This is a genomic window from Leclercia sp. M-A074-M, from assembly GCF_965195605.1.
Lineage (GTDB): Bacteria > Pseudomonadota > Gammaproteobacteria > Enterobacterales > Enterobacteriaceae > Enterobacter.
In genome coordinates this window covers 463,301-487,267 of record NZ_CBDAHM010000002.1, presented here as the reverse complement: position 1 = coordinate 487,267, position 23,967 = coordinate 463,301, and the positions used below count along the sequence as shown (strand labels likewise).

At 55.2% G+C, this 23,967-nt stretch carries 19 protein-coding genes; 9 read left to right on the top strand and 10 right to left on the bottom strand.

Annotated elements, in window-relative coordinates:
* Positions 1-7: 7 nt before the first annotated feature.
* Positions 8-667 carry a bifunctional tRNA pseudouridine(32) synthase/23S rRNA pseudouridine(746) synthase RluA gene (gene rluA, locus ACOKCT_RS05995; RefSeq protein WP_420193275.1) on the top strand — a complete coding sequence of 220 codons (660 nt, stop codon included), beginning with the start codon at positions 8-10 and terminating at the stop codon, positions 665-667.
* A gap of 42 nt (positions 668-709) precedes the next feature.
* Here rluA and djlA read toward each other — a convergent pair whose 3' ends face one another.
* A complete protein-coding gene (gene djlA, locus ACOKCT_RS05990) occupies positions 710-1,528 on the bottom strand; it encodes a co-chaperone DjlA (protein ID WP_103178240.1) in 819 nt (272 codons plus the stop codon).
* A 240-nt stretch (positions 1,529-1,768) separates the two neighbouring features.
* On the opposite strand from djlA, the gene lptD reads away from it, so the two are divergent.
* Genes lptD through apaH form a run of 6 tightly spaced genes read left to right on the top strand, consistent with a single transcriptional unit; the run spans position 1,769 to position 8,499 of the window.
* Positions 1,769-4,123, top strand: coding sequence for an LPS assembly protein LptD (lptD, locus tag ACOKCT_RS05985; protein WP_420193274.1), 2,355 nt, complete (start codon positions 1,769-1,771; stop codon positions 4,121-4,123).
* Between the two features lie 53 nt (positions 4,124-4,176).
* On the top strand, positions 4,177-5,463 hold the full coding sequence (gene surA, locus ACOKCT_RS05980; RefSeq protein ID WP_103178238.1) for a peptidylprolyl isomerase SurA: 1,287 nt from the start codon (positions 4,177-4,179) through the stop codon (positions 5,461-5,463).
* Positions 5,463-6,449 (top strand): 4-hydroxythreonine-4-phosphate dehydrogenase PdxA, encoded by a 987-nt coding sequence (gene pdxA, locus ACOKCT_RS05975; RefSeq protein WP_103178237.1) that lies wholly within the window; start codon positions 5,463-5,465, stop codon positions 6,447-6,449. Before surA ends, pdxA begins: the two co-directional genes overlap by 1 nt.
* The gene (rsmA, locus tag ACOKCT_RS05970) at positions 6,446-7,267 is read left to right on the top strand and encodes a 16S rRNA (adenine(1518)-N(6)/adenine(1519)-N(6))-dimethyltransferase RsmA (RefSeq protein ID WP_103178236.1); all 822 of its coding nucleotides are present in this window, start codon (positions 6,446-6,448) and stop codon (positions 7,265-7,267) included. The genes pdxA and rsmA overlap by 4 nt, the downstream gene beginning before the upstream one ends.
* Before the next feature lie 3 nt (positions 7,268-7,270).
* Positions 7,271-7,648 carry a Co2+/Mg2+ efflux protein ApaG gene (gene apaG, locus ACOKCT_RS05965; protein WP_103178235.1) on the top strand — a complete coding sequence of 126 codons (378 nt, stop codon included), beginning with the start codon at positions 7,271-7,273 and terminating at the stop codon, positions 7,646-7,648.
* Positions 7,649-7,650: 2 nt separating this feature from the next.
* On the top strand, positions 7,651-8,499 hold the full coding sequence (gene apaH, locus ACOKCT_RS05960) for a bis(5'-nucleosyl)-tetraphosphatase (symmetrical) ApaH (protein ID WP_180209037.1): 849 nt from the start codon (positions 7,651-7,653) through the stop codon (positions 8,497-8,499).
* A 44-nt stretch (positions 8,500-8,543) separates the two neighbouring features.
* On the opposite strand, the gene folA is transcribed toward apaH, so the two are convergent.
* From folA to ACOKCT_RS05940, 4 genes are all read right to left on the bottom strand, one after another.
* On the bottom strand, positions 8,544-9,023 hold the full coding sequence (gene folA, locus ACOKCT_RS05955; protein ID WP_103178233.1) for a type 3 dihydrofolate reductase: 480 nt from the start codon (positions 9,021-9,023) through the stop codon (positions 8,544-8,546).
* A gap of 114 nt (positions 9,024-9,137) precedes the next feature.
* Positions 9,138-11,003, bottom strand: a complete 1,866-nt coding sequence (gene kefC, locus ACOKCT_RS05950; RefSeq protein WP_420193273.1) for a glutathione-regulated potassium-efflux system protein KefC — start codon at positions 11,001-11,003, stop codon at positions 9,138-9,140.
* Entirely contained in the window at positions 10,996-11,526 is a 531-nt protein-coding gene (gene kefF, locus ACOKCT_RS05945) for a glutathione-regulated potassium-efflux system oxidoreductase KefF (RefSeq protein ID WP_103178231.1), read from the bottom strand. Before kefF ends, kefC begins: the two co-directional genes overlap by 8 nt.
* Positions 11,527-11,922: 396 nt before the next feature.
* The gene (locus tag ACOKCT_RS05940; protein ID WP_231736585.1) at positions 11,923-12,093 is read right to left on the bottom strand and encodes a hypothetical protein; all 171 of its coding nucleotides are present in this window, start codon (positions 12,091-12,093) and stop codon (positions 11,923-11,925) included.
* A gap of 190 nt (positions 12,094-12,283) precedes the next feature.
* Between ACOKCT_RS05940 and ACOKCT_RS05935 the strand changes: the two genes are divergently transcribed.
* The gene (locus ACOKCT_RS05935) at positions 12,284-14,761 is read left to right on the top strand and encodes an autotransporter outer membrane beta-barrel domain-containing protein (RefSeq protein WP_420193272.1); all 2,478 of its coding nucleotides are present in this window, start codon (positions 12,284-12,286) and stop codon (positions 14,759-14,761) included.
* 51 nt (positions 14,762-14,812) lie between these two features.
* Here the strand turns inward: ACOKCT_RS05935 and ACOKCT_RS05930 are convergent, their stop codons facing one another.
* The 5 genes from ACOKCT_RS05930 to ACOKCT_RS05910 all read right to left on the bottom strand — a co-directional run bounded on the left by ACOKCT_RS05930 (position 14,813) and on the right by ACOKCT_RS05910 (position 22,044).
* Positions 14,813-15,046, bottom strand: a complete 234-nt coding sequence (locus tag ACOKCT_RS05930) for a YgdI/YgdR family lipoprotein (protein WP_420193271.1) — start codon at positions 15,044-15,046, stop codon at positions 14,813-14,815.
* A gap of 188 nt (positions 15,047-15,234) precedes the next feature.
* Positions 15,235-18,459, bottom strand: a complete 3,225-nt coding sequence (gene carB / locus ACOKCT_RS05925; protein WP_159339996.1) for a carbamoyl-phosphate synthase large subunit — start codon at positions 18,457-18,459, stop codon at positions 15,235-15,237.
* An 18-nt stretch (positions 18,460-18,477) separates the two neighbouring features.
* Positions 18,478-19,626: a glutamine-hydrolyzing carbamoyl-phosphate synthase small subunit gene (carA, locus tag ACOKCT_RS05920; protein WP_103178227.1), complete on the bottom strand. Its 1,149-nt coding sequence runs from the start codon at positions 19,624-19,626 to the stop codon at positions 18,478-18,480.
* 455 nt (positions 19,627-20,081) lie between these two features.
* A complete protein-coding gene (gene dapB, locus ACOKCT_RS05915) occupies positions 20,082-20,903 on the bottom strand; it encodes a 4-hydroxy-tetrahydrodipicolinate reductase (RefSeq protein WP_420193270.1) in 822 nt (273 codons plus the stop codon).
* Positions 20,904-21,036: 133 nt separating this feature from the next.
* Complete coding sequence (locus tag ACOKCT_RS05910) at positions 21,037-22,044, bottom strand: LacI family DNA-binding transcriptional regulator (protein WP_420193269.1); 1,008 nt, start codon at positions 22,042-22,044, stop codon at positions 21,037-21,039.
* 183 nt (positions 22,045-22,227) lie between these two features.
* Between ACOKCT_RS05910 and ACOKCT_RS05905 the strand changes: the two genes are divergently transcribed.
* Positions 22,228-23,967 carry a class I mannose-6-phosphate isomerase gene (locus ACOKCT_RS05905; protein ID WP_420193268.1) on the top strand — a complete coding sequence of 580 codons (1,740 nt, stop codon included), beginning with the start codon at positions 22,228-22,230 and terminating at the stop codon, positions 23,965-23,967.

The window sequence follows — 23,967 nt, the reverse complement described above, 5'->3', positions numbered from 1 at the left end:
GCGAAACATGTTGATGGAACCCTACAATCCGCCGCAGGATCCGTGGCTGGTCATTCTCTATCAGGATGAGCATATTATGGTGGTCAACAAGCCAAGCGGCTTGTTGTCCGTGCCGGGCAGGCTGGATGAGCACAAAGACAGCGTGATGACGCGCGTTCAGCGTGATTTTCCGCAGGCGGAGTCCGTCCACCGTCTGGACATGGCCACCAGCGGAGTGATTGTAGTGGCGCTGACCAAGGCGGCAGAGCGCGAGCTGAAACGTCAGTTTCGTGAGCGTGAGCCGAAGAAGCAGTACCTGGCGCGCGTCTGGGGTCATCCACAACCGGCGGAAGGGCTGGTTGATCTGCCGCTGATCTGCGACTGGCCTAACCGCCCGAAGCAGAAGGTTTGCTACGAGACCGGCAAGGCGGCGCAAACCGAGTATGAAGTGCTGGAGTACGCGGCGGACAACAGCGCCCGCGTGCTGCTAAAACCGATTACCGGCCGCTCGCACCAGCTGCGTGTGCATATGCTGGCGCTGGGTCACCCGATTCTGGGGGATCGCTTTTATGCCACGCCGGAAGCCCGGGCGATGGCGCCGCGTCTGCAACTGCATGCACAGATGCTCACCATCACCCACCCGGAATACAGTACGCCGATGACCTTTAAGGCACCGGCAGACTTTTGATCCGTTGCCCGGCAGCACCTTGCCGCCGGGCCAACCGCTTCCTTACTTAAAGCCCTTCTGCTCTTTGATAAGCTCGTAGGCTTTCTGAATTTCCTGCGCTTTTTGCTTCGCCATCTCCATCATCTCTGGCGGTAAACCTTTGGCCACCAGCTTATCCGGGTGATGCTCGCTCATCAGCTTACGGTAGGCCCGCTTGATGGTCGTCGGTTCATCGGTTGGCTTCACGCCCAGCACATTACAGGCATCTTCCAGGGTAGGACCACGCTGCGCCTGCTGCCAGCCGCCACCGCCCGCCTGCTGTTGCTGATAGCCGCCGCCAAACTGTGCGCCGCCCTGCATCATGCGCAGGAACTGATCGAACTGGGTGCGGGAAATGCCCAACTCTTCGGCGATAACATACAGCACTTCACGTTCGTTCGGGTGGAGCGACCCATCGGCAAACGCCGCCTGGATCTGAATCTCCAGAAACATCCGAATTAAGTCGAAGCGCCCGAAGCAGATGCTGCGGAACTGACGCATTTTTTCGCGCAGGGGATAGTTATCCGCCTTACCGATACGAAATGCGTTTTGCGCGGCCGCCCGGGAGTCACCGTGCAGGTTCATGCGATCCATAAACTGGCTGGCGACATGGATGTCGGCCTCGGTGACACGCCCTTTCGATTTGGTCAGATGGCCCATTACCTCGAAGGTTGTCGCAAAAAAAAGCGCCTGGCGTTCACGCTGGTTAGCGAACCAGGCCATCTTGCGACTGCGCGCTTTATCAAACATATGGCCGATAAGCAGCCCCAGAACGATACCCCAGAAGCCCGCGCCCATCAGTAAAGCGAACGCTACGCCGATAATTTTTCCCCAATACTGCATATACTCCCCAAATGGTGATCGATTTGATCCAGCGCAACGCCATCATTCCGGTGGCCTGGCCACGGTCAAGTGAAGGACATCGCCTATAATTTGCATTATCATACTCGTCATTCAATAACGAGCCTATCACCATGGCTCGTTTACGGGCAGGATTAACGCTGGCACTGTGATGATGAGTAAGATAGTCTCTGACCGTTTGCCAGCGATAAGCCACTGATGACGGAACAATAAATAAAACGTATGAAAAAACGTATCCCCACCCTTCTGGCCACGATGATAGCTACGGCTCTGTACAGTCAACAGGGTCTGGCAGCCGATCTCGCCTCGCAATGTATGCTGGGTATCCCCAGCTATGATCGCCCGCTGGTACAGGGTGATACGAACACGCTACCGGTTACCATCACCGCTGACAACGCAAAAGGGAACTATCCTGACGACGCCCTGTTTAGCGGGAATGTGGATATTAACCAGGGCAACAGCCGCTTGCAGGCCGATGAAGTGCAGTTGCACCAGAAACAGCCAGAAGGCGCAGCCGAACCGGTACGTACGGTCGATGCGCTGGGTAATGTGCACTATGACGATAATCAGGTCATCCTGAAAGGTCCGAAAGCCTGGTCGAACCTGAATACCAAAGACACTAACGTCTGGGAAGGTGATTACCAGATGGTTGGCCGCCAGGGTCGCGGTAAAGCGGACCTGATGAAACAGCGCGGTGAAAACCGCTACACCATTCTGGAAAACGGGACCTTTACCTCTTGTCTGCCAGGCTCGGATACCTGGAGCGTGGTAGGTAGCGAAGTGATCCACGACCGCGAAGAGCAGGTTGCGGAGATCTGGAACGCCCGCTTTAAGCTCGGCCCGGTACCGGTCTTCTATAGCCCGTATCTGCAACTGCCCGTGGGTGACAAACGTCGCTCCGGCTTCCTGATCCCGAACGCCAAGTACAGCACCTCAAACTACTTTGAGTTCTACCTGCCGTACTACTGGAATATCGCGCCCAACATGGACGCGACGATCACGCCGCACTATATCCACAAGCGCGGCAACATCATGTGGGAGAACGAGTTCCGCTATCTGACGCATGCGGGTTCGGGTCTGATGGAGCTGGACTATCTGCCATCGGATAAAGTGTATGAGGATGATCCAAGAAACACCTCCGGGGATAATCGCCATCGCTGGTTGTACTACTGGCAGCACTCGGGCGTAATGGATCAGGTGTGGCGTTTTAACGTCGACTACACCAAAGTCAGCGACTCGAGCTATTTTAACGACTTTACCTCTAAATACGGCTCAAGTACCGATGGCTACGCCACGCAGAAATTCAGCGCGGGCTATGTAGTACAGAATTTTGACGCGACCGTTTCCACCAAACAGTTCCAGGTCTTTAGCGACCAAACGCAGAGCACCTATGCTGCAGAGCCACAGCTTGATGTTAACTGGTACCAGAATAATGTGGGTCCTTTTGACACCCGGGTCTACGCCCAGGCGGTGCATTTCGTCAATACTGACTCTGACATGCCTGAAGCAACGCGTCTGCACCTTGAGCCAACGATTAACCTGCCTGTTTCAAACGACTGGGCCAGCCTCGATACCGAAGTGAAGCTGATGGCGACCCACTATCAGCAGGATAATCTGGAAACGTACAATGCCAATCATGGCACGCGTCTGGAAGATTCCGTTAACCGCGTGCTGCCGCAGTTTAAAGTGGACGGCAAGCTCGTCTTCGAGCGCGACATGAACTGGAGCGAGGGCTATACCCAGACGCTGGAGCCGCGCGCCCAGTATCTCTATGTGCCGTACCGCGATCAGAGCAATATCCAGAACTATGACTCTTCATTCCTGCAATCTGATTACAGCGGCCTGTTCCGCGACCGTACTTACGGTGGTCTGGACCGTATTGCATCGGCCAACCAGGTGACCACCGGGGTCACAACGCGTATTTATGATGATGCTGCAGTTGAACGTTTTAATGCTTCTGTGGGTCAAATCTACTACTTCACCGAAGCACGTACCGGTGATGACAATATCCAGTGGGAGAAGGACGACAAAAAAGGATCGCTGGTATGGGCCGGAGATACTTACTGGCGCATAACCGATCGTTGGGGTCTGCGCAGCGGCGTGCAATATGACACGCGGCTGAACAATGTTGCCACCGGTAGCGGTTCAATCGAGTACCGTCGTGATGCAGACCGAATGGTACAGCTCAGCTATCGTTACGCCAGCCCGGAATATATCCAGGCGACGTTACCTAACTTTGCCACGTCCGAACAAACGAAAGAGGGCATTTCGCAGGTGGGAGGCATCGCAAGCTGGCCAATTGCCGATCGTTGGTCGGTGGTGGGAGCCTACTACTTCGATACCAACCAGAATAAGTCTGCAGATCAGATGCTGGGTGTGCAGTACAACTCCTGCTGCTACGCGATTCGCGTTGGATACGAACGTAAGCTTAACGGCTGGGATCCAGACAAAAATCAGAGCGAGTACGATAACGTCATCGGCTTTAACATCGAACTCCGTGGCCTGAGTTCCAACTATGGTCTGGGTACTCAGCAGATGCTGCGCTCACCGATTCTGCCGTACCGTAGTTCATTGTGATGTACTTGATTTAACACGTAATCCGCTTTGCGGTTAATTGATATGGAAAAAGTATGAAGAACTGGAAAACGCTGCTGCTCGGTATCGCTATGGTCGCGAATACCAGCTTCGCGGCCCCACAGGTTGTCGACAAAGTCGCTGCCGTTGTGAACAACGGTGTGGTACTTGAGAGCGACGTTGATGGTTTAATGCAGTCTGTGAAGCTCAACGCGGGTCAGGCAGGTCAGCAACTTCCGGACGATTCCACGCTGCGTCATCAGATCCTTGAACGTTTGATCATGGATCAAATCGTTCTGCAGATGGGTCAGAAGATGGGTGTGAAGATCTCTGATGAGCAGCTCGATCAGGCTATCGCCAACATTGCGAAGCAGAACAATATGTCCCCGGACCAGATGCGCAGCCGTCTGGCCTATGACGGCATCAGCTATTCGACCTACCGTAATCAGATCCGCAAAGAGATGCTGATTTCAGAAGTGCGCAATAACGAAGTGCGTCGCCGCGTTACCATCCTGCCGCAGGAAGTGGATGCCCTGGCGAAACAGGTGGGCAACCAGAACGATGCCAGCACCGAACTGAACCTGAGCCACATCCTGATCCCCCTGGCAGAAAACCCATCTTCTGACCAGGTGGCCGAGGCGGAAAGCCAGGCACGTTCCATCGTCGATCAGGCGCGTAATGGCGGTGATTTCGGCAAACTGGCGATCACCTATTCCGCTGACCAGCAGGCGCTGAAAGGCGGCCAGATGGGCTGGGGTCGTATTCAGGAGCTGCCTTCTATCTTTGCCCAGGCGCTGAGCACGGCGAAGAAAGGCGACATCGTGGGTCCAATCCGTTCCGGCGTGGGCTTCCATATTCTGAAAGTGAACGATCTGCGCGGCCAGAGCCAGAGCATCTCCGTGACGGAAGTGCACGCCCGCCACATTCTGCTGAAAACCTCGCCGATCATGTCTGATACGCAGGCGCGTACCAAGCTGGAGCAAATTGCCGCCGATATTCGCAGCGGTAAAACCTCCTTCGCCAACGCCGCGAAAGAGTTCTCTCAGGATCCAGGTTCCGCGAATCAGGGCGGCGATCTGGGCTGGGCGGCTGCGGATATTTACGATCCGGCCTTCCGCGATGCGCTGATGAGAATGAACAAAGGTCAGATGAGCGAACCGGTTCACTCCACCTTCGGCTGGCACCTCATCGAGCTGCTGGATACCCGCAATGTGGATAAAACCGATGCGGCGCAAAAAGATCGTGCATACCGTATGCTGTTCAACCGTAAGTTCTCTGAAGAAGCAGCGACCTGGATGCAGGAACAACGCGCCAGCGCCTACGTCAAAGTCCTGAGCAACTAATGAAACAACATCGTGTTGTCATCACTCCCGGCGAACCCGCCGGGATTGGTCCCGACCTGGTCGTCCAGCTTGCCCAGCGCAGCTGGCCGGTCGAACTGGTGATCTGCGCCGATGCCAGCGTGCTCGAAGCGCGAGCGAAACAGCTTAATCTCCCGCTCACGCTTCTGCCGTATCAGGCAGAAAACGCTCCCCTTCCCCAGCAAGCAGGCACCTTAACGCTGCTACCTGTCCCGCTACGCACGCCGGTTATCCCCGGCCAGTTGAGCACTGAAAATGGTCATTATGTGGTGGAGACGCTGGCGCGCGCCTGCGATGGCTGTCTGAGCGGGGAATTTGCCGCGCTGATCACCGGCCCGGTCCATAAAGGGGTGATCAACGATGCCGGCGTGGCCTTTACCGGTCATACCGAGTTTTTTGAAGAGCGGTCACACAGCGCAAAAGTGGTGATGATGCTGGCAACCGAGGAGCTGCGGGTCGCCCTGGCGACGACGCACCTGCCCATCAAAGCCATTTCCGACGCCATTACGCCGGATCTGCTGCGCGACGTCATTACCATCCTGCACCACGATTTACGCACCAAATTCGGTATTGCCGATCCGCACGTGCTGGTATGCGGCCTGAACCCACATGCGGGTGAAGGTGGGCATATGGGTATGGAAGAGATCGACACCATCATTCCGGTGCTGGAAGAGATGCGCGCGAAAGGCATGAATCTCAGCGGGCCGCTGCCTGCCGATACCCTGTTTCAACCGAAATACCTCGATCATGCAGACGCCGTGCTGGCGATGTACCACGATCAGGGCCTTCCCGTGCTAAAATACCAGGGATTTGGCCGCGGGGTGAATATTACCCTCGGTTTACCCTTTATTCGTACTTCTGTTGACCACGGTACTGCGCTCGATTTAGCAGGCCAGGGAAAAGCAGATGTCGGCAGTTTTATTACGGCGCTTAATCTCGCCATCAAAATGATTGTTAATACTCAATGAATAATCGCGTCCACCAGGGCCATTTAGCCCGTAAACGTTTCGGGCAAAACTTCCTCAACGATCAGTTCGTGATCGAAAGTATTGTTTCGGCTATCAATCCACAGAAAGGCCAGGCAATGGTCGAAATCGGGCCGGGCCTCGCCGCTCTGACCGAACCGGTTGGCGAGCGTCTGGATGAGCTTACCGTCATCGAACTGGATCGCGATCTGGCAGCGCGCCTGCAGACGCACCCGTTCCTCGGGCCGAAACTGACCATTTATCAGCAGGATGCCATGACCATGAACTTCGGCGAACTGTCGGAGAAAATGGGCCAGCCGCTGCGCGTATTCGGCAACCTGCCGTATAACATCTCCACGCCGCTGATGTTCCACCTGTTTAGCTATACTGATGCCATTGCTGACATGCACTTCATGTTGCAAAAAGAGGTCGTTAATCGACTGGTTGCAGGGCCGAACAGTAAAGCGTATGGTCGTTTAAGCGTGATGGCACAGTACTACTGTAACGTGATCCCGGTACTCGAAGTACCGCCATCGGCATTTACGCCGCCGCCAAAAGTTGACTCAGCGGTTGTGCGCCTGGTGCCGCATAAAACGAAGCCGTATCCGGTGAAGGATCTGCGCGTGCTGAGCCGCATCACCACAGAAGCCTTTAACCAGCGTCGTAAAACGATTCGTAACAGCCTTGGCAATCTGTTTACTGTTGACGTGTTAGCTCAGTTGGGTATCGACCCGGCGATGCGCGCGGAAAACATTTCCGTAGAGCAGTACTGCAAGCTGGCTAACTACATCAGCGAAAATGCGCCGCCGAAGGAGAGCTAAGCCATGATTAATTCGCCCCGCGTATGTGTTCAGGTGCAAAGCCTTTACATCGAGTCTCAATCCACACCGGATGAAGAACGTTTTGTTTTTGCTTACACCGTGACCATTCGCAATCTCGGGCGAACCCCTGTCCAGCTGCTGGGGCGTTACTGGCTTATCACTAACGGCAATGGCCGTGAAATTGAAGTGCAGGGCGAAGGTGTGGTGGGTGAACAGCCGCACATTGCGCCCGGCGAAGAGTATCAGTATACCAGCGGTGCAGTAATCGAGACGCCGCTGGGAACCATGCAGGGCCATTATGAAATGGTCGATACCGAGGGCAATGCATTCCGCGTTGCCATTCCTGTTTTCCGTCTGGCTGTACCAACACTCATTCACTAAACATGTCTACATATCTCATTGGCGACGTTCACGGTTGCTACGATGAACTGATCGCCTTGCTAAAGCAGGTGGATTTTACCCCAGGTACAGACACGCTGTGGCTTACGGGCGATCTCGTTGCCCGCGGCCCTGGCTCGCTGGAAGTCCTGCGCTATGTCAAATCGCTGGGCGATAGCGTGCGGATCGTCCTCGGCAACCACGACCTTCATCTGCTGGCGGTCTACGCCGGGATCAGCCGCAATAAACCGAAAGACAGGATCACGCCGTTGCTGGAAGCGCCCGACGCCGATGAGCTGATTAACTGGCTACGTCGCCAGCCGCTGCTGCAGATCGACGAAGAGAAAAAACTGGTGATGGCGCACGCGGGCATTACCCCGCAGTGGGATCTGCAAACCGCCAAAGAGTGTGCCCGGGACGTCGAAGCGGTGCTCGCCAGCGACTCTTACCCGTTCTTCCTCGATGCGATGTATGGCGACATGCCCAACAACTGGAGCATGGAGCTCAGCGGCGTTGCGCGCCTGCGTTTTATCACGAACGCCTTCACCCGCATGCGTTACTGCTTCCCGAATGGTCAGCTGGATATGTATTGCAAGGATGTGCCGGAAAACGCGCCGACGCCGCTCAAGCCGTGGTTTGCAATCCCTGGCCCGGTAACGGAGCAGTACAGTGTCGTCTTCGGCCACTGGGCATCGCTGGAAGGGAAAGGCACGCCTGAAGGCATTTATGGGCTGGATACGGGTTGCTGCTGGGGGGGAGAACTCACCTGTCTGCGCTGGGAAGATAAAGCCTGGTTTATGCAGCCTTCGAACCGGCATCTGGATTTGGATGAAAATGAAGCCGTAGCGTCGTAGAAGAGCGCTGCACCTCTCCCGGCGGGAAAGGTGCAGTAACCACATTAGCGGCGTTCAAGGATCTCGAAGCAGTAGCTATGCGAGTTTTGCGCATCCGCGTCGTGGAATTCGCTGAACACCGATTCCCACTCGTCAGGATCGTAGTCCGGAAAATGGGTATCCCCTTCCACTTCAGCATCAATGTGGGTCAGATATAGTTTCTGCGCTTTCGGCAGGAATTGCTCATAGATACGCCCCCCGCCAATCACCATGATCTCTTCAGCATCGCCGCAGGCAGCAATGGCTTCGTCGATGGATTTAACCCACTCAACACGATCGTCCGTGCCGGGTTGGCTACTTATTACGATGTTTTTACGGCCCGGCAACGGGCGCCCGATTGACTCCCAGGTCAGGCGGCCCATTACTACCGGCTTGTTCAACGTTGTACGTTTAAACCACGCGAGATCGGCAGGCAGATTCCACGGCATGGCGTTTTCCATACCAATCACGCGATCTACCGCAAGCGCCGCAATCAGACTGATCATTGATTATTTCCCGGATGCAAAAAATTGCCGCCACTATACGGAAAGCTTAATCTTTCGTCGACTGGCGGCAGAGTAAAGAACAGGAAATTTTTTATATTTGCTGGCAACCCCTCTTCACGCTACAGGTTTGCTCTCCGGCTCATCGTGCGGATCGCCGGTATGCTTACCCTCTTCCGTTCCCTGCCAGCCATGACGCTGGGTCAGTGAGAGGTGATTACGATCCTCATTGATGATCTCGGTCAGCATGGCGCTGGTGCGTTTAACCACTGCCGCGCGGGATTTGGCATCGTTCTCCGCCATTTCCGCCATCTCCTCCAGCATCTCAATATTAAAGCGACGGAACAGATCGGCCCGCTCCCGGGCTTCATATGCCCCGAGGCCAAGGCTCTCCAGCGCCAGCCGTCCGGATTTGAGCGCGCCTTCAAAGGTTTCACGCTCCGGGGCATCGACACCTGTCTGACGCAGTTTGATGTAGTGATCGATATCGCGCGCGCGGGAGATGATTTTCAGATGCGGGAAGTGCGTCTTCGCCAGCTCAACCAGCTGCAGGCTGTTCTTCGGATCGTCTATCGCGTTGATCAACACTTCGGCCTTGTGCGCCCCGGCGGATTCAAGCAGGTCCACGCGGGTGGCATCGCCATAAAAGACCTTCATATCAAACTTACGCAAGGTTTCAATATGATCGGGATCGTGATCGAGGATGACCATTTTTACCCCACTGGAGAGCAGCAAACGGCCCGCAATCTGACCGAAGCGACCAAACCCGGCGATGATGACCCGCGGTTGCTCTTCATCAATTTCATCAGCCTCGTGCTGTTGACCAGTGTTGGCAGCGTCGAGACGGGTCAGCACCACCAGCAGCAGCGGGGTTACCGCCATTGACAGCGCCACCGCCAGCGTCAGCGCCTTCGCCCATTCGGGATCGAGCACGTTAGCCATGTTTGCCGCGCCAAACACCACAAAGGCAAACTCACTCCCCTGCCCCAGCAGCACCGCAAACCAGCGCCGCTGTTTCGCGGGAACCTTCAGCGGGCGAGCCACCAGCCAGAGCATGAGCATTTTAATGGCCAGGAAGCCCACCAGCAGGATCGCGATGCGCAGCGGATGGGTGACTAACGTCCCGAAATCAACCGACATCCCCACGCCAATAAAGAACAGCCCCAGCAGCAGCCCCTTAAAGGGCTCGATATCGCTTTCCAGGGCGTGGCGGTACTCGGAGCTCGCCAGCAGAACGCCTGCCAGAAACGCCCCCATCGCCATAGAGAGCCCGGCCTCCTCCAGCATCAGACCAAAGCCGAAGACCAGGAATAAGGCCACGGCGCTGAAGACTTCACGCAGGCCGGAGCGGGCGACAAAACGCAGCAACGGTCGGCTGACGTACCGCCCGAGCAGGACCACCAGCGCCAGCGCCCCGACAACTTTCAGGGCCGAAAGGGCAAAGGCGCCCAGGGTAGTTGACGCCCCGGAAGCGGCCAGCAGCGGGATCATCGCCACCAGCGGAATGGCGGCGATGTCCTGAAAAAGCAGCACTGAGAAGGCGCTGCGACCCATCTGCGAAACCGTCAGGTTACGTTCATTCATGGCCTGCATGGCGATCGCCGTGGATGAGAGCGCCAGCGTCATACCGATCAGCTCCGCCACTTTCCAGTCCATGCCCAGCAGGATGCAGAATCCGCCCAGCAGCAGACCGCAGGCCAGCATCTGCAATGCCCCGCCGCCAAATACCGAGGCGCGCAGTTTCCACAGGCGACGCGGATCCAGCTCCAGACCAATCACGAACAGCATCAGCACCACGCCAATTTCCGCAAAGTGCAGAATCGACTCGGCATCGGTGACCAGCCGGAAACCCCACGGACCAATGACGCAGCCGGCAATCAGATAGCCCAGCACCGACCCCAGCCCCAGACGCACCGCAACCGGCACAATCAGCGCCGCGGCACCCAAATAGATCAGCGCCTGAATCAGCGTATGGCTATCCATGATGCGCCTCCTGCCAGTCGAGTAAACGTTGTTTGTAGTGGCGCGCCTGCGCCTGAAGGGTTTCGTCGTCGCAAACGAAGGTGCAGTGCATAGCAAATGGCGGGAGCCAGTTGAGCCCGCAATAGAGCGCGGTCGCCTGCAGCGGCTGCGCCAGCACCTCAAAGCCGGGGAAGGAACCGATATCGAAATGGCTTTCGCCGCCACCGGTGGTCACCGCCCACAGCAGGCTTTTACCCTTGAGCGCTCTGCCGTTATGACCGTACGCCCAGCCGTGCGAGAAGACTTTATCGATCCACAGTTTCAGCAACGGAGGCGTGCTGTACCACTGCATCGGATGCTGCCAGACGATGAGATCGGCTCTGGAAATCGCCTCCTGCTCTGCGGCGATATCAATATTAAAGTCAGGATAGAGCTGATAGAGCGAGCGGATTTCTACACCCTCCAGCGTCTTTACCTGATCGAGCATTCGCTTATTCGCATGCGAATGGTGCGGATAAGGATGGGCGTAGATAATGAGTATCATGATTAACCTGGGTAAACGGCTTTCTTGTTGTGACTGTCAGTGTAGTCAGGAAAGCGAGGCGTTTGAAGGGGTCTCTGGCCTTGCTGGCATTAACCGCAAAGATTGGTAAATGGCTTTGCTTGGAAATCTATTATTTTTATTGATTCCATAAAAAATAAACATCATATTTGGCATTAAGATTATTCTCTTTTGATTAATGCAAAAACATTATCAATAAAATGAATTTAATCCATAATTTTAAAACACCATTCATAAAAAAACCTCTGATAACTCAATTGGTTAACTTAATATTAATAATACACCATTAAAAAGCAGTGATTTACAAAAAATCACCTCATTACTAAAATATGCTTTCTTAAATCACAAAACGGATGTGACAATGACAAGCAAAACCCCTCAATTAAATAAGACAACGGCATCGTTGAAAAATATTTTTCCAGCTTTATCAGCATTAATAGTATTTACCCCGTTAATGGTATCCGCAGAAATCATAATTAATGACAACACGGATGCCCCACAGACTTTTTCATCAGATAATACATACATCATTCCTGAAGATGTCAGCATTACCAATTCCACTGACATGCCCACTGTTACGGTCAAAGGGCAGGTAATTGACGGTGTCACGAACTATGGGAAAGTGTCTGGCGTAGGCGATGGAATGCTTATCGCTACAGGCTCACAAAAAGTAATCATAAATAACCAGCAAAGTGGATTAATCGAATCCACGGGTGCCACCGGAATTTATGTCGAAAATATGGGTGGGGACATAAACAACGCCGGTAAAATTCTGGGGGCAGAATACGGTATTAAAATTCATGAAGATTCAAGTAACGTCAACATCACAAATACCGGTACGATCCAGGGTAAAACCGCGTTCACCTCCGGTGCCAGTGTCATCATTGATAATGATGGAATGTTAAAAGGCGGCACCGATAACGGTATCCTGCTTGATGCTTCAGGCAAAAGTAATCTTAATAATCGGGGGCAGATCGAGGCTGATGTTAACGGTGTTGTCGTCACGGGTAATCACAGACTTAATATAGGAAATAATGGCCTGATAAAAGGTTCAGAAAGTGCAATTACCTTTGAGAGTACCCAGGCTAATACGCTGACTTTGGGGCAAGGATCTGTGCTTGATGGCGATGTCATCTCCACCAATTCCACAACAAACACCTTAGCGTTACTGGATAGCGGCTCAGAAGACAGCAATTTCCGCGGCCTGAACGCAGGTGATGGCTTTGCTTCGCTGTCTATGGACGGTACTGACTGGTCACTGACCGGCAACATCGATATTATCGGCGCGGGTGACTCAATTAAGATCAACTCAGGTAAACTGACTCTGGCGGGCATCGTAAAAAACGACGCCGGTAATACCCTGATTTCAGAGGCAGGCCATCTTCAGCTGGGTAATGGTGACCAAACAGGCTTTCTGACCGGCACCCTGACCAATAACGGCACCTTCACGTTCAACCAGGGCTCCGACTCTGTTTTCGCAGGGGATATTACCGGCAGCGGCAACGTTAAAAAAATCGATGCTAATCTGTTAACCCTGACCGGCAATAACAGCTATACCGGCAATACCCTACTGAATAGCGGTACCACCCTGATCGCAGAAGGCGCAACCCTGGGCACCAGCGGCAATACCGCTACCGTCACCGTTGGCAATAGAGCAACCTTTGCCAGCGCCGGAACCGTTAATAACAACATCAATATTCTTAACGGCGGTACCCTCGCCTCCTGGAATGCCATCTCTGGCAATAGCGTAACGCCTTCAACTGCGAATACCATCAACGGTAATGTGACCAACAGCGGTACGCTGCAGGTCAATGGTCTTAATGACCACGTCGGCAACAGATTCGTCATTAACGGCAACTATACCGGGACGAGCGGTAGCCAGATCCTGATGAACAGCGTGTTGGGAGAGGATGATTCTGCTACCGATCACCTGACCATTACCGGTGATAGTGCCGGCCAGTCCGGTATCCGCATCTCGAATATCGGTGGTCTGGGTGCGCAAACCGTTAACGGTATGCAGGTTGTCAAAGTTAGTGGTAACTCCGACGCCGCATTCTCCCTTTCCCGACCTGTCGTTGCCGGTGCCTGGGAATACAGCCTGAACAAGCACACCGACGGTAACTGGTACCTGGAATCTGCGAACACTTCGCCTTCCCCTGCGCCCGAGCCAACACCCGATCCAACGCCAGACCCAACGCCAGCCCCTCAGCCGGCACCAGAGCCGGATGATAACGGCAACAATACCAACCCTGATGATGGTGGCTATACCCCACCAGCACCGTCTAACATGGCCCCTGAAGTCGGCGCCTATATGGGTAACTACCTGGCAGCCCAGGGGATGTTCCTGCACAAACGTGACGATCGCGATCAGCTGACGCTGCGCGATGGTGAGGATCTCAATACCTGGATGTATGTCAAAGGCCGCTATCACGACAATGACGTGGCAGGCGGAAAAGTAAACTATGACACGACCCAGTACGTCATGCAGGTTGGCAGCGATTTCATCAGCAAGCAGATGGATACTGGTGTTCTGCATAGTGGGATGATGTTTGGCGCAGGCCAGGCGAAAACCGACTCCACCTCTACCGGCAGCCACCGTTCCGCGCACGGCAAGGTCGATGGTGTGAACGTTGGCGTCTACGCCACCTGGCAGGAAGATCAGAAGCTGCGTAAAGGCAGCTATATCGACAGCTGGGCCTCTTATGGCTGGTATCACAACGGCCTGAGAAGCGATGGGCGCGACAATGAATCTTACAACAGCCACGGTTTTGCCGTGTCGCTGGAAGCGGGCCATGCCTGGATTGTTGATTCAGAAAACGAGAGAACCTGGAAAATCGAGCCGCAAATTCAGGCGATTTACAGCTACCTGGACCAGGAAAATCATAAGGATGCCGACGGCGTACGGATCTCTACCCTTGATAACGACAGCGTACTTGGCCGCGTAGGGGTGAAATCCAGCTACTTTGACCAGAAAGATGTTCAGGCGTGGCAGCCTTATGTGGCAGTTAACTGGCTGAAAGGGGCAGGACAGAACGACATCGCTTTCAACGGCGAAACCTTCAGCAACGATACCCCGGACGACCGCGCACAGCTGGAGCTAGGCGTAACGGGCAAGCTGAACGAGACCACCCTGATCTCGCTGCGCGCCAGCGGCGAATGGGGCGAAAACAGCTACGACGCCTATGGCGGTCATATCCTGTTAAATCACCGCTGGTAATCCTGTTACCGCAACAACCGATGCAGTGGCGCAGGCCACTGCATTTTTTTATCAGTTATCCAGTTCACCCATGGATTTCACCTGATCGCGGTTAATCTGTTCCGTCTGACCGGTTTCGGCATTATCAATAGACATCATTCCAGTATCGTCATCTACCTGCGGTTTTCCGTCGGTGACGATGGTTTTACCGTCAGTAGTTTTCACCGCCTGGTTAGAGGAACAACCGGCAACGGTGAACAGAGCTGCGGCAGCAAAAATTGAAGTCAGTAGAAGATTCTTTCGCATGGTGTTCTCCCTGCTTTTCAGTTGGATTTAATTATCGACCTGATAATTTTAGGCTAACTGACTGATGGGAGATGAGAAAGCAGAAGGTTCTGAAGAGGGAGGCAGCCATCGTAGGGCGGGTAAGCGAAGCGCCACCCGCCATTTGCCCGGCGTCGCTTTCGCTTACCGGGCCTACGATAACAGGCTTGTTACTTGCTAATCTGCGCGTGCATCTCCTGCACAGAAATCACCTTCTCGGTGGCATCCGCGTTCAGCGCCATCGCTGTCGCAAAACCGCCGTTCAGGGTAGTGTCATAGTGCACTTTGTACTGCAGCGCGCTGCGGCGAATCAGCTTGGAGTCTTCAATCGCCTGCCGCCCTTCGGTGGTGTTGATGATGTAGGTATATTCGCCATTCTTGATACGGTCCTGAATGTGCGGACGACCTTCATGCACCTTGTTCACCAGACGCGGGTTGATACCCGCTTCACCCAGCACAATCGCGGTGCCGTGGGTCGCATCCAGCTCAAAGCCATACTTCAGCAGCTTCGCCGCCAGGTCCACCACGCGCTCTTTGTCGCCTTCGCGCACGGAGAGCAGCGCACGGCCCTGTTTCTTCATGGTGGAGTTACTGCCCAACTGCGCCTTGGCAAACGCTTCCGCGAAGGTACGGCCCACGCCCATGACTTCACCGGTTGAGCGCATCTCTGGCCCTAACAGCGGGTCAACACCCGGGAACTTGTTGAACGGCAGCACCACCTCTTTCACCGAGTAGTACGGCGGGATAATCTCTTTGGTTACGCCCTGCTGCGCCAGCGTCTGGCCAGCCATCACGCGCGCCGCCACTTTCGCCAGCGGGATACCGGTGGCTTTGGAGACGAACGGGACGGTACGTGCCGCACGTGGGTTCACTTCAATCAGGTAGACTTCATTGTCTTTCACCGCAAACTGCACGTTCATCAGACCGCGTACCTGCAGCTCGAAGGCCAGTTTCTGCACCTGCTCGCGCATCACGTCCTGAATCTCTTTGCTCAGCGTATAGGCTGGCAGAGAACATGCGGAGTCGCCGGAGTGCACGCCCGCCTGCTCGATGTGCTCCATGATGCCGCCAATCAGCACTCTTTCGCCGTCGCAGATAGCATCCACATCCACTTCTACCGCATCGTCCAGGAAGCGGTCCAGCAGGACTGGCGCATCGTTAGAGACGCTGACCGCCGTCTGGAAGTAACGACGCAGGTCGGCTTCGTCGTAGACGATCTCCATTGCGCGGCCACCCAGCACGTAAGAGGGGCGCACCACCAGCGGGTAGGTGATCTCTTTGGCTTTCTCAACCGCCTGCTCAATGGTGGTAACGGTGGCGTTAGCCGGCTGTTTCAGCTTCAGACGGTCAACGGCGTGCTGGAAACGTTCGCGGTCTTCCGCACGGTCAATCGCGTCCGGGCTGGTACCGATAACCGGTACACCTGCCGCTTCGAGCGCGCGGGCCAGCTTCAGCGGAGTCTGGCCGCCGTACTGCACGATAACCCCTTTTGGCTTCTCGATACGCACGATTTCCAGCACATCTTCCAGCGTTACCGGCTCGAAGTAGAGGCGGTCGGAGGTGTCGTAGTCGGTCGAGACGGTTTCCGGGTTACAGTTGACCATAATGGTCTCGTAACCGTCTTCGCGCAGCGCCAGGGAGGCATGTACGCAGCAGTAGTCGAACTCGATGCCCTGGCCGATACGGTTTGGACCGCCGCCCAGCACCATGATTTTGTCGCGGTCAACGGACGGGTTCGCTTCGCACTCGTCTTCATAGGTGGAGTACATGTAGGCGGTGTCGGTCGCAAACTCTGCCGCACAGGTATCCACGCGCTTGTAGACCGGGTGCAGGTCGTACTGGTCACGCAGCTTGCGGATCTCCGCTTCGCGTACGCCCGCCAGTTTAGCCAGACGCGCGTCGGCAAAGCCTTTACGCTTGAGCATGCGCAGGAAGTCAGCGTCGAGGCCGTTGATGCCCAGCTCTGCCACCTTCTCTTCCAGACGCACCAGCTCTTCAATCTGCACCAGGAACCAGCGGTCAATGTTGGTCAGGTTGAAGACGCCATCGACGGACATGCCCGCACGGAAGGCGTCGGCGATATACCAGATACGCTCGGCGCCCGCGTCTTTCAGCTCACGACGGATTTTGGTCAGGGCTTCCGGATCATCCAGGCTTACTTTCGGGTCGAAACCGGTGGCGCCCACTTCCAGACCGCGCAGCGCTTTCTGCAGGGACTCCTGCTGGGTGCGGCCAATGGCCATCACTTCGCCGACAGATTTCATCTGGGTGGTCAGACGGTCGTTCGCACCGGCAAATTTCTCGAAGTTGAAGCGAGGAATTTTGGTCACAACGTAGTCGATAGACGGCTCGAACGAGGCCGGAGTACGACCGCCGGTGATGTCGTTCATCAGCTCGTCGAGGGTATAACCTACCGCCAGTTTCGCCGCCACTTTGGCAATCGGGAAGCCGGTGGCTTTCGATGCCAGCGCAGAGGAGCGGGATACACGCGGGTTCATCTCGATAACAATCAGACGACCGTTCTTCGGGTTAACCGAGAACTGCACGTTAGAGCCGCCGGTTTCGACGCCAATCTCACGCAGTACCGCCATCGAGGCGTTACGCATGATTTGGTACTCTTTGTCGGTCAGGGTCTGGGCGGGTGCCACGGTGATGGAGTCACCGGTGTGGATGCCCATGGCGTCGAAGTTTTCAATAGAGCAGACGATGATGCAGTTGTCGTTTTTATCACGCACCACTTCCATCTCATACTCTTTCCAGCCGATCAGCGATTCATCAATCAGCAGCTCGTTGGTTGGAGAAAGATCCAGACCGCGGGCACAAATCTCTTCGAACTCTTCACGGTTGTAAGCGATACCGCCGCCGGTGCCGCCCATGGTGAAGGAAGGACGGATGATGCACGGATAACCCACGTCAGCGGCAACCGCCAGCGCCTCTTCCATATTGTGTGCAATACCGGAACGCGCGGTGTCGAGGCCGATTTTTTTCATTGCCACGTCGAAGCGACGGCGGTCTTCCGCTTTATCAATCGCGTCGGCGGTGGCACCAATCATGGTCACGCCGAACTCTTCCAGCACGCCCTGACGCTCCAGCTCCAGCGCACAGTTCAGCGCCGTCTGGCCGCCCATGGTTGGCAGTACGGCATCCGGACGCTCTTTTTCGATGATTTTGCGTACCACTTCCCAGTGAATCGGCTCGATATAGGTCGCATCGGCCATCTCCGGGTCGGTCATGATGGTGGCCGGGTTGGAGTTCACCAGAATAACGCGGTAACCCTCTTCACGCAGGGCTTTACACGCCTGGGCGCCAGAGTAGTCAAATTCACAGGCCTGGCCGATAACGATCGGGCCAGCGCCAAGGATCAGGATGCTTTTTATGTCTGTACGTTTTGGCATGGTCTTCTCGGCTCCTGATTATTTAGCGGTCTTACGGTATTGCTCGATAAGTTCGATGAAGTGATCGAACAGCGGCGCGGCATCGTGCGGGCCTGGGCTTGCCTCCGGGTGTCCCTGGAAGCTGAACGCCGGTTTGTCGGTACGATGAATGCCCTGCAGGGTGCCATCGAACAGCGACTTGTGCGTGACGCGGAGGTTGGCAGGCATGGAGGCTTCATCGACAGCAAAACCGTGGTTCTGTGCGGTAATCATTACCGTGTTGTTGTCGATATCTTTCACCGGGTGGTTGCCACCGTGGTGACCGAACTTCATCTTCACGGTTTTCGCACCGCTCGCCAGCGCCAGCAGCTGATGGCCGAGGCAGATGCCGAATACCGGAATGTCGGTTTCAAGGAAAGTTTTAATCGCGTCGATAGCGTAATCGCACGGTGCCGGGTCACCCGGGCCGTTAGAGAGGAAGATCCCGTCCGGGTTCATCTTCAGTACTTCGTCTGCCGGGGTTTTGGCCGGCACAACGGTCAGGCGGCAGCCGCGATCCACCAGCATACGCAGGATGTTGCGCTTGGCGCCGTAGTCGTAGGCCACCACGTGGAACGGCAGCTCTTCCTCTTTTTTCGCTTCCGGCAGTTCGCCAGCCAGCGTCCAGCTACCCTGCGTCCAGCTGTAGGACTCAGCGGTGGTCACTTCTTTTGCCAGATCCATACCGTTCAGACCCGGGAAGGCTTTGGCTTTTTCCTGCGCCAGAGCCGCATCCAGGTTGTCGCCAGCGATGATGCAGCCGTTCTGGGCACCTTTTTCACGCAGCAGACGCGTCAGCTTACGGGTATCGATATCGGCAATCGCCACGATGTTATGGCGTTTCAGGTAGGAAGAGAGGTCTTCAGTACTGCGGTAGTTACTGGCAATCAGCGGCAGGTCACGAATGATCAGACCTTGTGCGTGGACCTGGGAGGACTCTTCATCAGCGGCGTTGGAGCCGACATTACCAATATGGGGATAAGTTAAAGTGACGATTTGGCGGGAATAGGAAGGATCAGTGAGGATTTCTTGATAACCGGTCATTGAAGTATTGAAAACGACTTCCCCAACCGCCGAACCTGTTGCCCCAATGGCCCGACCGATAAACTGGGTTCCGTCTTCCAGAACCAATAGCGCTGACTTAATCAAAACACCCTCCAGAGAATATTCACTCACTTTATTTGCATATTAATTCATAACCAGGGTTCAAATCAATGCAAATCTGCTGCCAGTGGATTTTCGGCAAACGGCGGCATTCTGGAGATTAAGCAGGGGAAAGTCAACTCAAAAAGTGGGTTTTGTCTGTCATTTTTATGCCACTGGTGGGAAAGAGAGTTGTTAACGGGCAAAAAGATCAACTAAATCACTTGGGAAAACGCTTGCTAACCCATTTTATTGTTAGAACTGCCGTTGCGGTCCAAAAAAGTGGACCATTTGGTCAAAATTCACAAGTTTGAAACAAAAATAGAGGTGAAAAAGAAGATTTATGGGAAGTTAATATAAAAATCATGCCAAAGACTTAAAAATTAAAGGGCAATAAAATATTGCCCTTTGCAATCAACTAATTACGACTGCAATAACCACATCACGAAGGGTAACTATGATTACAAGTTGTTAAGATCAAGCACATCTCGCATGTCAAAAAGACCATCTTTTTTGCCTTTCAACCAAATAGCAGAACGTACAGCCCCATTTGCAAAAGTCATACGACTGGAAGCCTTATGGGTGATTTCAACGCGCTCACCAACATCGGCAAACATCGCGGTATGTTCGCCTACAATGTCACCGGCACGCACCGTGGCAAAACCAATGGTGCCCGGAACGCGTTCGCCGGTATGACCTTCACGGGTGTAGACGGCACACGTTTTCAGATCCTTATCCATCGCCTGGGCAATCGCCTCGCCCATCGCCAGGGCCGTACCTGACGGTGCATCCACTTTGTAGCGATGGTGCGCTTCAACGATCTCGATATCGGTATAGTCGCCCATCACCTTCGCCGCTTTCTCCAGCAGCTTGAGCATCACGTTCACGCCCACGCTGAAGTTGGCCGCAAATACGACAGGGATGACTTTCGCCGCATCCTGAATCGCCTGTTTGCCCGCATCGTCAAAACCGGTGGTGCCGATCACCATGCCCTTGCCGTGCTGGCGGCAAAACGCCAGGTGATGCAGCGTGCCTTCCGGGCGCGTAAAATCGATAAACACGTCAAAGTCATCTTTTACTGCATCAAGGCTGCTCTGCACGGTAACGCCCGTCTTAGCCACGCCTGCCAGCTCACCGGCATCCGCGCCTAATAAAGAAGAGCCTTCGCGCTCCAGCGCGGCGCCAAGCGCAACGCCATCCATCTGCAGCGTAGCCTGAATTAACTGACGGCCCATACGGCCACCCGCGCCCGCAATTGCGACACGGACCTGTGCATCATGCATAGTTATTCTCTTACGTTAAAATGATGTAAATCGTTTCCAGAGTAACCAGCCAGCAAGATTGCCGCCATCTGAAAACGCCGATAATTAGAATTTAATGATAAAACGGGTCAGATATCAGTAAAAAACATAGGTGTCAGCGAAAACCGCACGATTCACGCACCACCAGCGTAGGGGGCAGGATGATCCGCTTTGGCGGCTCGTCATTCCCCTGAATGCGGCTAAAGAGCAGCTCGCCCGCCTTACGACCGATCTCTTTGGCGGCCACGGAGACCGTGGTTAACGCAGGCTGAACCAGTCCCGCTTCGGTAATGTCATCGAACCCGACCAGCGCAAAATCACTGCCCGGCTCGCGCCCCAGCTTGCGTACACTCTGCATAACGCCCAGCGCCACGATGTCCTGGTAACAGATAGCCGCTGTGATCTGCGGATGGCGCGACAGCAGAGCCAGCGCAACGCGCGCCCCGTCACTTTGGCTGGCCTGGGCGGTGACGATCCACTCCGGATTCGGCGTTACGCCATACTCCAGCAGCTTGCTGGTAAATCCCCCGAGGCGCTGCGCCCGCGAGCCGGAGCGCGCGCTTCCTCCGATAAAGGCGATATGGCGATGGCCCATCCGCAACAGATGCTCCGTGGCTAACTGGGTGCCGAGGAAGTTATCAGTGCCAACGAAATCAAAATCTGGATCGTTCAGCGGGCGCACCACCATAATCGCCGGAATAGTGCGGCGCTTCAGGCCATCAAAAAAGGCCTGCGGCGTTTCGCGCGCGGCACACAGCACCATGCCGCAGACGTTGTTGCGCATCAGTGAATCAACAAACTTCTGCTGGCGCGATGAAGACTCTTCGCTGTTGGCCAGGAACAGCAGCAGGTCGTGGCGCTCCATCTCGTGGCTCAGCCCCGCCGTCATTTCGCCGTAGAAGGGGTTGGTAATATCGTGAAGCAGCAGCCCGACCTGGTTACTTCGCCGGTTGCGCAGATTAGCCGCCGTCTGGTTATAGACGTAGCCCGTCTCGTCCAGCGCCCTGAGTACTTTCTCCCGCGTGGCCTGGGAGATCCGCCCTTTGTTGCACAGCACCATTGATACCGTTGCAGTTGATACGCCTGCCCGTTTTGCCACGTCCGCCAGCGTTATTCCCGTCATGGTGACTCCTTTTTTCTTTAGATTAATCGAATAACCTAATTTTTGCATTTTTCCCTGTGACCTCCTTCACAGAACCGCCGCAGATTACCCGTAAATGCCGTGGAATGCCGGGTTAATCGCGTTAACCACTCTTTTCAAAGCCGGTTAATCGAATAACCTAATCAATATTGAAGGAGAGAGACTATGACCACCTACGATAAACATCCTGAAGTCAACATAAGCGGCTTCGACCACCGCGCCTGGCAGGGCTGGGAGGCGATTGGACGTACGCTTGCACAGCAACAGCACCCGAAACGCACCGTGCTGGTTATCGACTGCTATCCCGGCGTACGTCTCGACGAACTGGAGCAGATGTTGTTCTCATCGCTCCGTCCGGCGCTGACGATTAATGCCGAACGGGCCCGCCGCGATGAGGATGCGCTGCATGCGATGCTGGCGCGTAACCTCACCGATGACCGCGTTTTTGGCGTGCTTTCATGCCACCAGCTAGTGGAATTTATGGACAGGGAGAAGCTAAAGGCTCTGCAAGAGCAGGTCACCGCTTGTGAAGAGGGGCTGGTGGTGATTTATGGCTCCGGCGCTGCCCTGGTCCATCCGGGCGACGTGCTGGTCTACGCCGATCTGCCGCGCTGGGAAATTCAGCAGCGTATGCGCAAAGGCGAGCTGGGCAACTGGGGCGTCGAAAACCAGACTGAAGATATGCTCCGCCGTTATAAGCGCGCCTTCTTTATTGAGTGGCGGGTGTTCGATCGCCACAAAACACCGCTCCTTAAACGCGCTGATTTCCTGCTGGATACCACCCTCGCTAACGCACCGGCGATGGTCTGCGGAGACGCCCTGCGCGCGGGCCTGGCGCACACCACCCGGCGTCCTTTCCGCGTGGTGCCCTTCTTCGATCCCGGCGTCTGGGGCGGCCAGTGGATGAAACAACAGTTCGATCTCGATCCCGCCGCGCCCAACTACGCGTGGTGTTTTGATTGCGTGCCCGAGGAAAACAGCCTGTTACTGCGTTTTGGCGCGGTGCGGATCGAGATCCCCTCCCAGGACCTGGTTCTGCTTCAGCCCCGCTCGCTGCTGGGGGAAAAGATTCACGCCCGGTTTGGCGCAGAATTCCCAATCCGCTTCGACTTTCTCGATACCATCGGCGGGCAGAACCTGAGCTTTCAGGTGCACCCGGTAACGGAGTACATCCAGCAGCAGTTCGGTATGCACTACACCCAGGATGAGAGTTACTACATTCTGGAGGCGGAGCCCGGCGCGGTGGTTTACCTGGGCACCGTGAGCGGCACCCACCCACAGGCAATGATGGACGATCTCAAACGCGCCGCTCAGGGTGAAAAAGCCTTCGATGACGCCCGCTTTGTGAACAAGATCCCGGCGCATAAACACGATCACTTCCTGATCCCCGCCGGCACGGTTCACTGCTCAGGTTCCGGCACGATGGTGCTGGAGATCAGCGCCACGCCTTACATTTTCACCTTCAAACTCTGGGACTGGGGCCGTCTCGGCATGGACGGTCTGCCCCGCCCTGTTCACCTCGAGCATGGCGAGCAGGTCATTGACTGGCAGCGTGACACCCGCTGGGTACAGAAGCATCTCGTGAACCAGTTTGAGCCTGTCAGCGAAGGAAAGGGCTGGCGCGAAGAGCGCACCGGCCTGCACGAACGCGAATTTATTGAAACCCGCCGTCACTGGTTCAGCGAACCAGTCCTGCACAACACGGAAGGCGGCGTAAACGTGCTGAACCTGGTGGAGGGGGCAGAAGCGCGAGTGGACAGTCCTGACAACGCCTTTGAACCCTTCGTGGTGCATTACGCCGAAACCTTTATCGTCCCTGCTGCCGTGGGCGAATACCGCATCTCTCCCTGGGGTAAAGGCATCGGCCAGCAGCTGGCCACCGTTAAAGCCTGGGTAAGGGGGTAA